Origin of the sequence: Amycolatopsis sp. NPDC004169 (assembly GCF_040610315.1) — a bacterium.
Classification (GTDB): domain Bacteria; phylum Actinomycetota; class Actinomycetes; order Mycobacteriales; family Pseudonocardiaceae; genus Amycolatopsis.
On the sequence record NZ_JBEXMD010000003.1, the window covers coordinates 281,836 to 295,123 of the forward strand.

16 protein-coding genes are annotated in these 13,288 nt (G+C 73.1%); 9 read left to right on the forward strand and 7 right to left on the reverse strand.

The window, feature by feature from the left end; all coding sequences use genetic code 11:
* Window positions 1-89: 89 nt before the first annotated feature.
* The 4 genes from ABZX11_RS05980 (at window position 90) to ABZX11_RS05995 (ending at window position 2,672) form a co-directional block, all read left to right on the forward strand.
* Window positions 90-704, forward strand: coding sequence for an FABP family protein (locus ABZX11_RS05980; RefSeq protein WP_354910311.1), 615 nt, complete (start codon window positions 90-92; stop codon window positions 702-704).
* Window positions 705-709: 5 nt separating this feature from the next.
* Window positions 710-1,306, forward strand: coding sequence for a 5-oxoprolinase subunit PxpB (pxpB, locus tag ABZX11_RS05985; protein ID WP_354910314.1), 597 nt, complete (start codon window positions 710-712; stop codon window positions 1,304-1,306).
* Between the two features lie 11 nt (window positions 1,307-1,317).
* On the forward strand, window positions 1,318-2,148 hold the full coding sequence (locus ABZX11_RS05990; RefSeq protein ID WP_176178074.1) for a biotin-dependent carboxyltransferase family protein: 831 nt from the start codon (window positions 1,318-1,320) through the stop codon (window positions 2,146-2,148).
* 98 nt (window positions 2,149-2,246) lie between these two features.
* Window positions 2,247-2,672 (forward strand): hypothetical protein, encoded by a 426-nt coding sequence (locus tag ABZX11_RS05995; protein ID WP_176174149.1) that lies wholly within the window; start codon window positions 2,247-2,249, stop codon window positions 2,670-2,672.
* On the opposite strand, the gene ABZX11_RS06000 is transcribed toward ABZX11_RS05995, so the two are convergent.
* Window positions 2,651-3,499, reverse strand: a complete 849-nt coding sequence (locus ABZX11_RS06000; protein ID WP_354910316.1) for an aminodeoxychorismate lyase — start codon at window positions 3,497-3,499, stop codon at window positions 2,651-2,653. The two genes, ABZX11_RS05995 and ABZX11_RS06000, sit on opposite strands and share 22 nt — an antisense overlap.
* A gap of 31 nt (window positions 3,500-3,530) precedes the next feature.
* On the opposite strand from ABZX11_RS06000, the gene ABZX11_RS06005 reads away from it, so the two are divergent.
* Genes ABZX11_RS06005 through ABZX11_RS06015 form a run of 3 tightly spaced genes read left to right on the forward strand, consistent with a single transcriptional unit; the run spans window position 3,531 to window position 6,203 of the window.
* Window positions 3,531-4,661 (forward strand): folate-binding protein, encoded by a 1,131-nt coding sequence (locus ABZX11_RS06005; protein WP_354910318.1) that lies wholly within the window; start codon window positions 3,531-3,533, stop codon window positions 4,659-4,661.
* A 49-nt stretch (window positions 4,662-4,710) separates the two neighbouring features.
* The gene (locus tag ABZX11_RS06010; protein WP_176174146.1) at window positions 4,711-5,274 is read left to right on the forward strand and encodes an aerial mycelium formation protein; all 564 of its coding nucleotides are present in this window, start codon (window positions 4,711-4,713) and stop codon (window positions 5,272-5,274) included.
* Window positions 5,271-6,203, forward strand: coding sequence for an asparaginase (locus tag ABZX11_RS06015; RefSeq protein ID WP_354910321.1), 933 nt, complete (start codon window positions 5,271-5,273; stop codon window positions 6,201-6,203). The genes ABZX11_RS06010 and ABZX11_RS06015 overlap by 4 nt, the downstream gene beginning before the upstream one ends.
* Window positions 6,204-6,280: 77 nt before the next feature.
* On the opposite strand, the gene ABZX11_RS06020 is transcribed toward ABZX11_RS06015, so the two are convergent.
* Window positions 6,281-7,177 (reverse strand): hypothetical protein, encoded by an 897-nt coding sequence (locus tag ABZX11_RS06020; protein WP_176174144.1) that lies wholly within the window; start codon window positions 7,175-7,177, stop codon window positions 6,281-6,283.
* A 207-nt stretch (window positions 7,178-7,384) separates the two neighbouring features.
* Between ABZX11_RS06020 and ABZX11_RS06025 the strand changes: the two genes are divergently transcribed.
* Both ABZX11_RS06025 and ABZX11_RS06030 read left to right on the forward strand, forming a co-directional pair.
* Window positions 7,385-7,579, forward strand: a complete 195-nt coding sequence (locus tag ABZX11_RS06025; RefSeq protein WP_091319261.1) for a DUF3073 domain-containing protein — start codon at window positions 7,385-7,387, stop codon at window positions 7,577-7,579.
* 121 nt (window positions 7,580-7,700) lie between these two features.
* Window positions 7,701-8,555, forward strand: a complete 855-nt coding sequence (locus ABZX11_RS06030) for a 3-hydroxybutyryl-CoA dehydrogenase (protein ID WP_303246984.1) — start codon at window positions 7,701-7,703, stop codon at window positions 8,553-8,555.
* On the opposite strand, the gene ABZX11_RS06035 is transcribed toward ABZX11_RS06030, so the two are convergent.
* From ABZX11_RS06035 to ABZX11_RS06055, 5 genes are all read right to left on the reverse strand, one after another.
* Window positions 8,546-9,373, reverse strand: coding sequence for an ECF transporter S component (locus tag ABZX11_RS06035; RefSeq protein WP_354910324.1), 828 nt, complete (start codon window positions 9,371-9,373; stop codon window positions 8,546-8,548). The genes ABZX11_RS06030 and ABZX11_RS06035 overlap by 10 nt on opposite strands.
* Window positions 9,370-9,681: a hypothetical protein gene (locus ABZX11_RS06040; protein WP_354910327.1), complete on the reverse strand. Its 312-nt coding sequence runs from the start codon at window positions 9,679-9,681 to the stop codon at window positions 9,370-9,372. The genes ABZX11_RS06035 and ABZX11_RS06040 overlap by 4 nt, the downstream gene beginning before the upstream one ends.
* A gap of 292 nt (window positions 9,682-9,973) precedes the next feature.
* Window positions 9,974-11,572, reverse strand: a complete 1,599-nt coding sequence (locus ABZX11_RS06045; RefSeq protein WP_354910330.1) for an ATP-binding cassette domain-containing protein — start codon at window positions 11,570-11,572, stop codon at window positions 9,974-9,976.
* Complete coding sequence (locus tag ABZX11_RS06050) at window positions 11,569-12,630, reverse strand: CbiQ family ECF transporter T component (RefSeq protein WP_354910332.1); 1,062 nt, start codon at window positions 12,628-12,630, stop codon at window positions 11,569-11,571. The genes ABZX11_RS06045 and ABZX11_RS06050 overlap by 4 nt, the downstream gene beginning before the upstream one ends.
* Window positions 12,620-13,243 carry a hypothetical protein gene (locus ABZX11_RS06055; RefSeq protein WP_354910335.1) on the reverse strand — a complete coding sequence of 208 codons (624 nt, stop codon included), beginning with the start codon at window positions 13,241-13,243 and terminating at the stop codon, window positions 12,620-12,622. The genes ABZX11_RS06050 and ABZX11_RS06055 overlap by 11 nt, the downstream gene beginning before the upstream one ends.
* Window positions 13,244-13,288: the final 45 nt, after the last annotated feature.

The following is a 13,288-nucleotide window of genomic DNA, read 5'->3' on the forward strand; positions in this document are numbered from 1 at the left end:
TTACGACTCTGCTGGTCCTCGCCGGCATCGCGATCACCTGGTTCGCCGTGTACGTCGTCTACCGGCTGTACGCGGACCAGCGCTGACCCATGACCGCCAGCGGCGACGAAGCCATCGTGGCAGCGGAGAAGCGCGCGGAGAGCACCCGTTCGCGCAACCTCCCGCTGTGGGACGACCTGCCCATCCCCAACGACACCGCGAACCTGCGCGAGGGGCCGAACCTCAACGACGCCTGCCTCGCGCTGCTGCCGCTCGTCGGTGTCTGGCGCGGTGAGGGCGAGGTCGACTACCCGACCATCGAGGGCCCGTACAAGTTCGCGCAGCAGCTGACGATCTCCCACGACGGGCGCCCGTTCCTGATCCACGAGTCCCGCGCGTGGCTGCTGGACGAGGACGGCAACGTCATCCGGCCCGCCGCCCGCGAGTCCGGGTTCTGGCGGCCGCAGGCGGACGACTCGATCGAGCTGCTGCTCACCCACAACACCGGCATCGTCGAGCTGTACTACGGCAAGCCGCGCAACCAGACGTCGTGGGAGCTCGGCACCGACGCGGTGATCCGCACGGCGACGGCCAAGGACGTCACCGCGGCCCAGCGCCTGTACGGCCTGATCGAAGGCTCCCTCGGCTACGTCGAGGAGCGGGCGATGGCGGGCCAGGAGATGCAGCCGCACACCTCGGCGCTGCTGCACCGCGTCGTCGGCTGAGGCCGGTGCGCTGGCGGCGGTGCGGCGAGGACGCGGCCCTGCTCGACTGCGACTCGCTGGAGCAGATGCGGGCCGCCCACGCCACCGTGCTGGCCGCGCGCCCGCCCGGGGTCGTCGACCTCGTGCCCGGCGCGCGCAGCCTGCTCGTCGTGGGCGGGGTCGCGGCCGTGCGGGCCCTGCTCGAAGCCGCCGATCTCACGCACCCGCCCGCGGACGAGCCCCGCGAAGTCACCCTCGACGTCCGCTACGACGGCGAGGACCTGGCCCTCATCGCCGCCGACGCCGGGATCTCGCCCGAAGCCGTCGTCGCGATGCACACCGAAGCCGGCTACACCGTGGCGTTCACCGGCTTCGCGCCCGGCTTCGGCTACCTGACCGGGCTTCCCGCGCCGCTCCGGCAGCCGCGCCTCGAGTCGCCGCGCACCCGCGTCCCGGCCGGCTCGGTCGGGATCGCCGGCGAGTTCACCGGCGTCTACCCGCGCGAGTCACCGGGCGGCTGGCGGCTGCTCGGGCACACGTCGGCGACGCTGTTCGACCCGCACGCCGACCCGCCCGCGTTGTTCGCACCGGGCGACCGCGTGCGCTTCCGGAGCGTCCGGTGAGGAGCGTGGAGGTGCTCGACCCCGGGCGGTACGCGCTGGTCGAGGACCTGGGCCGGCCCGGGTACGCCCACCTGGGTGTCGCGCCGTCGGGGGCGCTCGACCGGGCGTCGCTGCGGCTGGCGAACCGGCTCGCCGGCAACCCCGAAGACGCGGCCGGCGTCGAGGCCCTGCTCGGCGGGCTCTCCGTGCGTTTCACGGCCGCGGTGACGGCGGCGGTCACCGGCCCGGCGGTCGACGTCCGGATCGACGGGCGGCCGTCCGGCTCCCACGTGCCGCTGGCGGTGCGCGCCGGCCAGACGCTGACGCTGGGCACGCCTGCGACCGGCCTGCGCTGCTACCTGGCCGTCTCGGGCGGGATCGCGGTGGAGCCGGTGCTGGGCAGCCGGTCACGGGACGTCCTGTCCGGCATCGGCCCGCCGCCGCTGCGCGCCGGGGACGTCCTCCCGCTCGGTGAGCCGGGAATCCCCGCGGGTGCGGACGTCGTCGTGCCCGCCCGGGCACCCTCCGAGCTCGTCGTGCCCGTGACGCTCGGGCCGCGCGAGGACTGGTTCGCCGACCCGGCCGCCGGGCTCGCGGCGGGGTGGACGGTCACGGCCGAGTCGAACCGCGTCGGCCTGCGCCTCGACGGGACGCCGCTGCGGCGGGCCGTCGAAGGCGAGCTGCCCAGCGAGGGCGTCGTCACCGGGGCCGTCCAGGTGCCGCCCAGCGGGCTGCCGGTGGTGTTCCTCGCCGACCACCCGACCACCGGCGGCTACCCGGTCGCCGCCGTCGTGAAAACGGCCGCGCTGGGCGCCCTCGCGCAGGCTCGGCCGGGTACCCGCATCCGGTTCCGGCCGTCCTGAGCAAGACGTACCGCCGCGCGGGTGACACCGGGCTCACCCGGTGCACCCGTCCGGGTAGGGGTCGGAACCATGTCACGCCGTCGCCCGTCCTCATAAGCGTGGAACAGGTGACGATCAGCGGTGGCACGGGTTTCCTGGACGTGAACGCGCGGGCGCGGGCGGAGCTGCCGCAGTCCCTGCGGATCGCGCTGGCCACCGGACAGCTGCGCCGTCCGCTGGCCACCACGCTCGGCCCGGTCCTCGACCTGCTCGTCGACGGCGACTACCGGGTGAGCGGCCCGGAACGGCTGCCGGAGGACCAGCTGCTGACCCCGACCGACGCCTGGCCGCCGTCGGACGAGGCCCGCGTCGGCTACTACCGGACGGCCATCCGCAGCGGGCACCGGCCGGTCGCGGTGGTGCTGGCCGACGGCGAGCGCGAGCTGATCATCGACGGCCACCACAAGATCGCCGCCTACCGCGCCGAAGAGGTCGCCCCCGCCGTCGTCCGGATCACCCAGGGTCAGGCGTATTCGCCCTCGTAGGCCGCGACCAGCTCCGCGTACAGCGCAGTGGAGTCCGGCAGCCGCTCGCCGTCGAGCGTGTGCACCCGGGTCAGCTTCCGGACGCTGGAGGCCATGAACACGCCGTCGCCCTCGACGAGGTCACGCACGGTCAGCGGCTCCACCTTGACCGCCCAGCCCGCCTTCTCGGCCCCGCGGAACAGCGCGGCCTGGGTGGTGCCCGGCAGGATCCCGATGCTCGGCGGCGGTGTGTAGAGGGTCCGTCCCTTGGCGAGCACGACGGTCGACGTCGGCCCCTCGAAGACCGATCCGTCGGCCGCGGTGAAAATCACATCTTCGGCCCCACGACGGCCCGCCTCCCGCACGGCGGCCATGTTCATCGCGTACGACAACGGCTTCGCGCCGAGCAGCAGCCACGGCGCGCGCTCGGCGAGATCGGGCGGGAAACCGCGTTCGAGGGTGATCGCGGCGACGCCTTCGGCACGGGCCTTCAGGATCGACGGTGCGACCTCCGAGCCCAGTGCGAAGCCGGTCGGCACCGCGGCCGGATCGCCGTCGGATCCCCGCGTGTACACCAGTTTCAGCACCATTTCCGGCCCGCCTGCCCACCTTTCGAGCACCAGCGAAACGACCCGCTCCCAGGCCGCGAGGTCGGGCTCGGGGAGGTCGAGCATGGCCGCCGAGCGGGCCAGCCGCTCGAGGTGCGGACCCAGCTCCCGGGGCTTGCCGTCGACGACCAAGATCGTCTCGAAGACGCCGTCGCCGCGCATGAGCCCGAGGTCGTCGACCTTGATCTGGGCCACGTCGGGGTCGGCCGGGGTTCCGTCGAGGAAGACGAGCACGCGCATGCCGACACGGTACTCACCTAGGCTGGGAGGTATGCCGTACCGCTCGCCGCTGCTGGACGTGCCCGGATCGATCCCTCCGCCCGACAACCACCCCGAAGCCGGCGTCCCCTGGCATTGGGGAGACCCGTTCGCCGAGCAGCGCACGGCCTCGCGCAGCGTGGTCGTGATCGACCGCTCGCACCGCGAGTTCCTCGCCGTGACCGGCGAAGAGCGGCTGTCGTGGCTGCACCTGGTGATCTCGCAGCACGTGACCGGGCTGGCCGAGGGCTCCGGCACCGAGGCGCTGGTCCTCGACAGCCAGGGCCGCGTCGAGACGCACATGGTGGTCGCGCACCTCGACGGCACGGTGTACCTCGACACCGACCCGGGCCCCAGCGTCACCAGCGCGTTGCCCAAGGGCGGTCCCCAGACGCTGCGCGAGTACCTCGAAGCGATGAAGTTCTGGTCCAAGGTGGACATCCGGGACGCGACCGGCGAGCTCGCGCTGCTCACCGTGCTCGGCCCGGACGCCGAGCGCGTGCTGAGCGCGGTCGGCGCCGAGGTCGGCCCGGAGCCGTACGCGGTGACGGCCCTGCCGGGTGGCGGCTTCGCGCGGCGGATGCCGTGGCCGGGCCGCTCCAGCGTCGACCTCGCGGTGCCGCGCGCGGCCCTGCCGGACTGGTGGCAGCGGCTCACCGACGCGGGCGCGCGGGCGGCCGGCAGCTGGGTGTTCGACGCGCTGCGCGTCGAGTCGGTGCGGCCGCGGCTGGGCATCGACACCGACGACCGCACGATCCCACACGAGGTGGGCTGGGTCGGTTCGGCCGCGCACGTCGCGAAGGGCTGCTACCGCGGCCAGGAAACCGTCTCGAAGGTCCACAACGTGGGACGTCCGCCCCGGAACCTCCTCCTGCTGCACCTCGACGGTTCGCCGGAGATCACGCCGGAAACCGGTGACCCGGTGCTGCTCGACGGCCGCGCGGTCGGCCGGATCGGCAGTGTGATCCAGCACCACGAGCTGGGCCCGATCGCGTTGGCGCTGGTCAAGCGCTCGACACCGGTGAACGCGGAGCTGCTGGCGGGCTCGGAGGACAACCTCGTCCAGGCCGCCATCGACCCCGATTCGGTGCCCGCCGAACAGCCGGCGCCGGGCCGTGCGGCAGCCGCGCAACTCCGTGGCTGATCGAAAGGCCCTGACAGCGAGATCACGCTCAACCGGGATAAACTGCGCTGTGATCGAAGTGCGGCCCGGTGGCAGGCGGCGGATCGACCGCGTGCTCGGCCCGGGGTACCTCAGCGGCCTGGGTGAACTGCCGCTGAACGTGCTGCGCGAGCGGCGTGACGAAGCCGCGCAGGAAGAGACCGACCTGTCCTACCTGCGCCGGCTCCTGCACGCCCGGATCGACATCGTGCGCGCGGAGCAGGCCCGGCGCAGCTCGGGCGGCGAAGCGAGCATCGTCGACCAGCTGGCGACGATCCTCGCGGACAACGCACTCGGCCCGGCTGCCGGTTCGGGCCGGCACCAGCAGCTGGAGCCGTCCCGCGCGGGTGAGCACCGGCGTCACGCGGAGGCCCTGATCGGGGACACGGACCTGACCGACGTCGGGTCCCTCTCGGACGAGAAGCTCGCCTCCGCTTTGGACACGTACGCGCGCGAAGAGCTGTCGGTGTCGTCGTTCCGCCGTGAGGTCCAGGGCGTGATGGACACGTTGAACGCGGAGATCGCGCAGCGCTACCAGCAGGGATCGGCCACAGTGGACGAGCTGCTGGAGAACGAAGGCGGCCGCGGCGAGTGACCAACCCCGTGCTCGCCGAAGTGGTCCGGTCCGATTTCGTGGAAAGCGTCCACCGGGGAGCGCTGGTCATCACCGGCCCCGAAGGCGGCGTCCGGCTGGCGCTGGGCGACGTGGTCTCGCCGGTGTTCCCGAGGTCGTCGAACAAGCCGCTGCAGGCGGTCGGGATGCTGCGGGCGGGCCTGCGCTTCTCGGGCGAGGACCTGGCGCTGGCGTGTGCGTCCCATTCGGGCGAGCCCGGGCACGTCAAGCGGGTCCTGGAGCTGCTCTCGGCCGCCGGCCTGAGCGAAGACGACCTGGTGTGCCCCGAGGACTTCCCGCTGCACGTCCCGAGCATGCGCGACGCGGCCGAGCCCCGGCGCGTGATGATGAACTGCTCGGGCAAGCACGCGGCGATGCTGACGACGTGCGTCCGGGCGGACTGGCCGGTGGCGGAGTACGCCTCGCCGGACCACCCGCTGCAGCGGTCGCTCGCCGAGGCGGTGTCTTCGCTGACCGGAGAGCCGATCGCCCACACGGGCGTCGACGGGTGCGGGGCGCCGCTGTTCGCGTTCTCCCTGACCGGGCTGGCGCGGGCGTTCGGGCGGATCGCGGTGGCACCCGGCGGCCCCGAGGCCGAGGTGGCATCGGCGATGCGGGCGCACCCGTGGCTGGTGGCCGGGACGGGCCGCGAGGACACGGCGTTGATGTCCGCGGTGGAGGGTCTGGTCGCGAAGGGCGGGGCCGAGGGGGTCCAGGCGTTCGCGTTGCCGGACGGGTTCGCGGTCGCGATCAAGATGGACGACGGCGCGAAGCGGGCCTGCGCCCCGCTGGCGGTGGAGGCGTTGCGGTACCTGGGGGCGGACGTGTCGGGCCTCGAGGAGCTGCGACGGCCGGTGGTGCTCGGCGGCGGGCAGCCGGTGGGGGAAGTCCGGGTGCCGGAGCTGCGCTGAGCAGCCCCCGTTTCCACGCTAGCGGCAGGGACCGACAGTTTTGGCCGTTCAGCGGCGCCGGGGCACGGGGTTGTCCACTAGTTGGCGCGTTCCCTGGCGGCCACGTCACCCCAGAACTCGCGCAGGTCCGAGAACAGCTCGGCCAGCTCCTCGACGTTGCCCGAGCGCAGGGCGTCCAGGATGTCGTGGACCTCGTCGGCGGTGTTGTCGGCTTCCAGCACCGGGTCCGTGAACAGCTGGACCAGGCCGCCGTAGTCGAGTTCGACCACCGAATCCGCGTGGAAGTTGTCCAGCCAGCGCCGGGTCTCGTACAGCACCCGGCCCGGTCCGGAGTCGCCGAAGGTCTGCTCCAGCAGCTCGCCGGCTTCGCGGGCGCGGTGCTGCGCGTCGGCGAGGGTGGCGCGCCAGGACAGCTCGCGCGCGGGGTCCGTGCGGCCGTTGCCGAGCACCAGCTTGCGTTCCTCCGGCTCGATCAGCACGAACCACGGCAGCGGGACCGTCCAGGTCGTCGACAGCGTGTGCGCCGCCGACGTGCTCAGGTCCGCCATCGCGGCCTTCGTCCGGGAGCGGATCGTCTCCTGGGTGAAGCCGCCTTCGTCGAGGACGACGTTCTTCAGCGCCGGGTGCGCGTCGCCGAGGAACGTCACCAGCGCCGCCGCCGAGCGGGCGCGCAGCTCCAGCGGGCAGACCAGCGGGCCGTGCTCGGCCTTGCCGCCCGGGACTTCCGCGGGGTCGAGGACCAGGACGTCGGTCAGCAGGCTCGGCGCCGGACGGCCGTCGGCGAGCTCGGCCGGCAGCAGCCGCCGCGGGGCAGCCACCTGTGACTTGAGCCACATGGCCTGCTCGCGCGCACCCGCGTCCGTCCGCTGCAGCTTGGCCGCCGCGACGGCCGCGCGCAGCCGTTCGTCCGGCGGGTCGCCCAGGGCGAGCAGGGGTTCGTACACCCTCAGGTAAGCCACGAAGGGACGGAGCACGGGTAGATCGTGGCACGTCTACCTGCACCGATCGTCACCGACCGGCCGGTAACCGGTGTCCGGCTGACACTGTCGCGACCGGCACACCGTGCCACGTCGCATCCAACCCCCCGGACACGGTACGGTGTGAGCAGGAAAGAATTGTCGAGACGATGCGGGGCCGCCGATTCCCCCGGCCGCCCCGCCCCTGTGCGAGGGGGTCGAGCCATGGGGCGCGGCCGGGCTAAGGCCAAGCAGACGAAGGTGGCGCGTGAGCTCAAATACAGCTCGCACGAGACCGACTTCGATGCTTTGCAGCGCGAGCTGTCGAGTAACTCCTCCAGTGACAACCACCATGAGGACTCTGCCGACAGCCGGTATGAAGACCCGTACGACGACGGGTACGACGAGTACCGTCGTTGAGCACGCGTAGACGCGCGAGGGTGGAGCCGGGCGACATCCGGCAACCACCCTCGCGCGTCGTGTGCTGCCCAAATCGCGTCCACAGACGCGCCGGGCTGCGAACCGATGAAGGAGTGAGCCGGTGGTAAGTCGGGTTGGAGTCGTCGGGGCGGGCCTCATGGGGTCCGGCATCGCCGAGGTGCACGCACGGTCCGGGTTGGACGTCGTCGTCACCGAGGTGAACCAGCCGGCGCTCGACGCGGGCAGGGCACGCATCGAGAAGTCGCTGCAACGCGGCGTCAAGAGCGGCAAGCTGTCCGCCGAGGACGCCGAAGCAGCGCTCGCCAGGCTCCGGTTCACCACCGACATCGCCGAGTTCGCCGACCGCGAGCTGGTCATCGAGGCGATCCTCGAGCAGGAGCAGGCGAAGGTCGACGTCTTCCGCCAGCTGGACAAGATCGTCGAGGCCGAGGACGCGCTGTTCGCGTCCAACACGTCGTCGATCCCGATCATGAAGCTGGGCATGGCGACGAGCCGGCCGCAGCAGGTGGTCGGCATCCACTTCTTCAACCCGGTGCCGGTGCTGCCGCTGGTGGAGCTGGTGCCCTCGCTGCTGACCAGCGAGGAGACCGCCCGCCGCGCGGAGGAGCACGCGACGACGGCGCTGGGCAAGACCGTGATCCGCTCGCAGGACCGCGCCGGGTTCATCGTGAACTCGCTGCTGGTGCCGTACCTGCTCTCGGCGATCCGGATGATCGAGTCGGGCTTCGCCTCGGCCGAGGACATCGACCGCGGCATGGAGCTGGGCACCGCGCACCCGATGGGCCCGCTGCGCCTGTCCGACCTGATCGGGCTGGACACGATCAAGGCGATCGCGGACTCGATGTACGCGGAGTTCAAGGAGCCGCTGTACTCGTCCCCACCGCTGCTGCTGCGCATGGTGGACGCGGGCCTCCTCGGCAAGAAGACCGGCCGCGGCTTCTACTCCTACGGCTGACCTCGCTCGAAGGTCACGGGCGCATCGAAGGCGGCGCGCCTCGCGGCCCGCCGCAGCACGCCCAAAACGGCCGGCCCGAGCACGACGATCGCCACGGCGTTCGTGATCGCGCGCCCGGTGTCCCAGCCGAGCGTCGACGTCAGGACGGTGTAGACGGCGAACCGGTGCAGGTTTTCGGTCAGCGGCGCCCCGGGCACGTAGCTGAGCTGGGTGCCGGTACCGCCGAGGAACGGCCACGACCACAGGCTCATGAGCAGCCCGAAGAAGTAGGCCGCGAAGACGCCGTAGCCGACGAGCATGGCAATCTCGGCCTTGCCGCGCGGGGCGCGCGGAAGAAGCCCGGCCCCGAGCCCGATCAGCGACGACGCCAGCATCTGGAACGGCAGCCACGGCCCGACCCCGGCGGTCAGGAGCGCACTGGTGAACAGCGACGTCGACCCGAGCACGAACCCGAACCCGGGCCCGAAGACCCGCCCGGCGAGCACGAGCAGGAAGAAGACCAGCTCGATCCCCCCGGTCCCGGCCCCGAGCGGCCGCAGACCGGCATTGACGGCCGAGAGCACGCCGAGCAGGGCGAGGGCTTTGGCGTCGATGCCCCCGCGCGACAGCTCGCCGAGGACGACGAGGATGAGCACGGGCAGGGTCGCCATGAAGACGAAGGGCGCGTCGCCGGTGTGAGCGGCCGCGGTCGGTTGCGGGTGGGCGAAGAGGGGCCAGCAGAACATGGCCAGCCCGAGGAGGCTCGCGGTGGTGAGGACCAGCGCGGGCCGCGGGGTCAGGCGGACTGGGCGGGGTTGCGGGCCGAGGAAGTCGGTCATGCCGGGGTCACCGCCGGCTTGGCCCAACGGGCCGGCCGCTCGACGCGCGCGGGCGCCGGCGTGGCCGGCTTCAGGTGAGCGAACGGTTGGCAGTGCAGCATGGCCGGTCCGAGCAGGCTCGCCACGGCCAGGACCAACGCGGGACGGGGCCGCGCGCCGAAGAGGCTCGCGACGAGCCTGGCCAGCGCGGGCCGCGGACTCAGCCCGACCTGGCGGATTGGGCCGAGGCGACTCGCGACAGTGCGGCCCAGCGCAGGCGGCGGGGTCAGACGGAGGAGGCGGGGTTGTGGGCCGACGAAGTCGGTCATGCCGGGATCACCGCCCCCGGTCCGCGGCCGCAGTAGCCCGCCACCGTGGCCGGCCTCGCGCCAGCGGCAGGTTGCCGCTGGCGGGCGCCGGTGTGCGCGGCGACTTGCCGATCGAAGACCGGGACGCGCAAACCGCCACTGAAGCGATGCCGCAGCTCACCGGCCGAGACCCGCAGGTCGGCGCGGTTGCGGTGGGGGTCGGCCAGTGAGCTGCCTCCGGCGGCGATCTCTCCTGGCCCCCGCCCCCGCCCCCGCCCCCCTCCCACCCTCCCCGTCCTCACCCTCCCGCTCCTCACGCCAACGCCTCGGCGACCTCGTCCACCGTCAGCCACTGCTGCGGGGCCAGGATCTTCGCCACCTGGGGTGCGAACGCCGGTGAGGCGATGACCACCTCCTTCGTCGGGCCGTCCGCCACCACCTCGCCCTCGGCCATGACCACCACGCGGCTCGCCACCGTGGCCACGAACTCGACGTCGTGGGTGGCCAGCACTATCGCGTGGCCTTGCGAGGCCAGCTCTCGCAAGGCCGCCGCGAAGCGCCTCTTCGCGTGGTAATCCAGGCCGCGGGTCGGCTCGTCGAGCAGGATCAGCGGTGGGGCCGATGCCAGCTGGATCGCCAGCACCAACGCCAGTCGCTGCCCTTCCGAAAGGTCGCCGGGGTGCGCTTCACCGGCGATCTCCGGGGCGAGCCTGTCCAGCAGACCGCGGGCCGTTCCTGCTGGTACCTGCGATTCGGTGTCCGCCTGTGCGCACTCGGCCTCCACCGAATCGAGGTACAGCAGGTCCGCCGGGGTCTGCGGGACCAGGCCGACGCGCTGACGGGCCACTCGTGGCTTGAGCGATGCCGGGTCCACTCCACCGACGTCGACCTTCCCCGCCGACCTCGGGCCGCTGCCCTGCACCGCCCAGAGAAGCGACGACTTGCCGGAGCCGTTGCGTCCCATCAGCGCGACCACCTCTCCCGGTCCGACACGCAGGTCGACCCCGCGCACCGCCAGGACATCTCCGTATCGGACCACCACCCCTCTCACATCCAGTGCCGAACCGGTCACCGAGAGACTACGACCCACCACCGACAATTTCTGGAGCCGCGAGCGCAGGGGCCCCGCGACCCGCCGCGCGTCCCGGACCGACAGCGGCAGCGGTGACCAGCCCGCGAGCCGCCCGAGCTCGGCGATCGGGGGTGCGATCGAGGACGTCGCCAGGATCTCGGCCGGTGGTCCCGAGCGCACCGATCCGTCGCCCGGCAGGTACAGCAGCCGGTCGGCGTACTGGGCCACGCGCTCCATCCGGTGCTCCGCGACGATCACCGTCGTCCCCAGGTCGTGCACCAGTCGGGTGATCGCCGCCAGCACGTCCTCCGCGGCCGTCGGGTCGAGCGCCGACGTCGGCTCGTCCAGCACCACCACCGACGGGTGCGCCGTCAGCACCGAGCCGATCGCGACGCGCTGCTGCTGGCCACCCGACAGTGTCCGCAGTGGACGGTTGCGCAGCTCGGCGATCCCCAGCAGGTCCAGGGTTTCCTCGACGCGCTTGCGCATCACCTCCGGCGGCACCGCCAGCTGCTCCATCGCGTACGCGAGCTCCTCCTCGACGGTGTCCGTCACGAACCCGGAGAGCGGATCCTGCCCGACGACACCGACGACCGGCGCCAGCTCCCGCGGCGGGTGCCGCGACGTGTCCAACCCCCCGACCACGACCCGGCCGGCCAGCCGGCCGCCGGTGAAGTGCGGGACGAGCCCGTTGAGCGCGCCGAGCAACGTCGACTTCCCCGCCCCCGTCGGGCCCGCGACCAGGCACAACTCGCCCTCTTCGATCTGCAGGGACACGTCCGACAGCACCGGACGCGACGCGTCCGGGTAGGTCACCGTGACCCGCGAAAACTCGATCACCGAACGACCTCCGGAGCAGGGGGCGAGACGAACGCGGGCAGCACCGCGACCAGCAGGGACACCACGTGTACCCAGGAAACCTCCGGCCACCGCAGCGGGCTCAGCGACGGGAACAGCCGGCCCGCGTCGATCCGCGCGGTCGCGAACAGCAGCGCGCACGCCCCGACGCCGGCCGCGACGACCAGCGTCTCCGGCCACTGCCACGGGTCGGGCCGGTACGCCGTCCGCCGCACCCGGCGCCCGCCGAGGACGAAGCCCACCACGGCCACCGCCAGCCCGGCCGCCAGCAGCGGCAGGCCGAGCCAGGACGACGTCCCGTCGAGCACGCCGTAGACGCCGACGCACACGCCGACCAGCCCGGCCAGGACGCAGAACGCGATCAGCCCGCGCAGCCGCGTGCCGAGGTGGGCCCGGCGGCCGTAGCCGCGGGAGTCCATCGCGGCCGCCAGCCGCAGGGACCGGTCCATCGCGTCCGCCAGCACCGGCACCACGATGCCCTTGACCGCCCGCAGCCCGCGAGTCCGGCCCGCGCGCAGCCGCCGGGCCCGCCGCACGCGCTGGACGCTCTCGACGAGCTGCGGGGCGACCGTCAACGCCACCGTGACCGCCGTGCCCACCTCCGACAGCGCCCCCGGAACGGCCTTGAGCAGGCGTTTCGGGTTGGCCAGGGCGTTCGCCGCGCCGACGCAGACGACCATCGTCGCCAGCCGCAGGCCGTCGTAGAAGCCGCCGAGCAGCTCCTCCGCCGACGTCGGCCCGAACAGCGACAGCCCGGCGGCGAGCGGGATGCGCGGCAGCGTGAACAGCACGTGCCCGCCGTCGTCGCCGCCGATCAGCACCCGGAACAGCACGCGCGAGGCGACGATCAGCGCGCCGACGTAGACGTACAGCCGGAACGCCAGCGCCCAGGGCGCGTCACTGCGCCGGTTCGCGACCACGAACCCGGCGATGGCGATGATCAGGCCGAGCAGCAGCGGGTTCGTCGTCCGGCTGGCCGCGACGGCCAGCGCGAGCGCCCAGGCCCACCAGGCGCCGGGGTGCAGCGCCCTACTGCGCACGCCGGCGCCGGGCGACGACGATCCCGGCGCCGCCGACCAGCACGATCACGACCGCCCCGATCAACAGGCCCCACGGGAACGAGCCGTCGGCGGAGGCGGCGGGAGCGGGCGACGGCGAAGAAACCTGGCGCACCGGCGGCACCCGCGGCGGCGCCGGGAGGTCGTTCGCCGACTTCGGCCGCGCGAACGCCCAGCCCTCGAACCCGCCGGGAGCCGGCTTCGCGGTCTGCGCGCCTTCCTGGCTCGACGTCCAGCTGCCCCCGGCGGAGGCGTGCCAGTAGCTCCAGTACGCCGTCGCCGACGGCATGCCCGCGCAGGACTCGACGTCGGGGCCCGGCTTGCCGTTGATCCGGCAGGCGACGGCGAGGCCGTACTTCTGCGAGCCCGCCACCTCGATCCCGGCCTCCTGCAGGGCGGCGATGCCGTTCGCGGGGGTGCCCGCGGCGCAGCGGACCAGCGGCGCGGGGCCGAGATCGCCGAAGTCGACCACCACCGTCACGCCGCCGCCCTCCGGGCAGGACCCGTCGGTGCCCGCCGCCGAGGCGGGTGCGGCACCCACGAAGGCGGCGCCGAACAGGAGAGCGCAGACGACGGCGAAACGGGAGGCGATCATGCAGGCACCTTAACCACGGGGGCGCCCGCCGCAGGTGCGGTTCCG

Bases quoted from the DNA above. Each gene is read 5' to 3' on its own strand.
- ABZX11_RS05980 (WP_354910311.1), top strand. From the start codon at position 90: ATGACCGCCAGCGGCGACGAAGCCATCGTGGCAGCGGAGAAGCGCGCG.
- ABZX11_RS06000 (WP_354910316.1), bottom strand. From the start codon at position 3,499: ATGCGCGTGCTCGTCTTCCTCGACGGAACCCCGGCCGACCCCGACGTG.
- ABZX11_RS06005 (WP_354910318.1), top strand. From the start codon at position 3,531: ATGCCGTACCGCTCGCCGCTGCTGGACGTGCCCGGATCGATCCCTCCG.
- ABZX11_RS06025 (WP_091319261.1), top strand. From the start codon at position 7,385: ATGGGGCGCGGCCGGGCTAAGGCCAAGCAGACGAAGGTGGCGCGTGAG.
- ABZX11_RS06035 (WP_354910324.1), bottom strand. From the start codon at position 9,373: ATGACCGACTTCCTCGGCCCGCAACCCCGCCCAGTCCGCCTGACCCCG.
- ABZX11_RS06040 (WP_354910327.1), bottom strand. From the start codon at position 9,681: ATGACCGACTTCGTCGGCCCACAACCCCGCCTCCTCCGTCTGACCCCG.
- ABZX11_RS06055 (WP_354910335.1), bottom strand. From the start codon at position 13,243: ATGATCGCCTCCCGTTTCGCCGTCGTCTGCGCTCTCCTGTTCGGCGCC.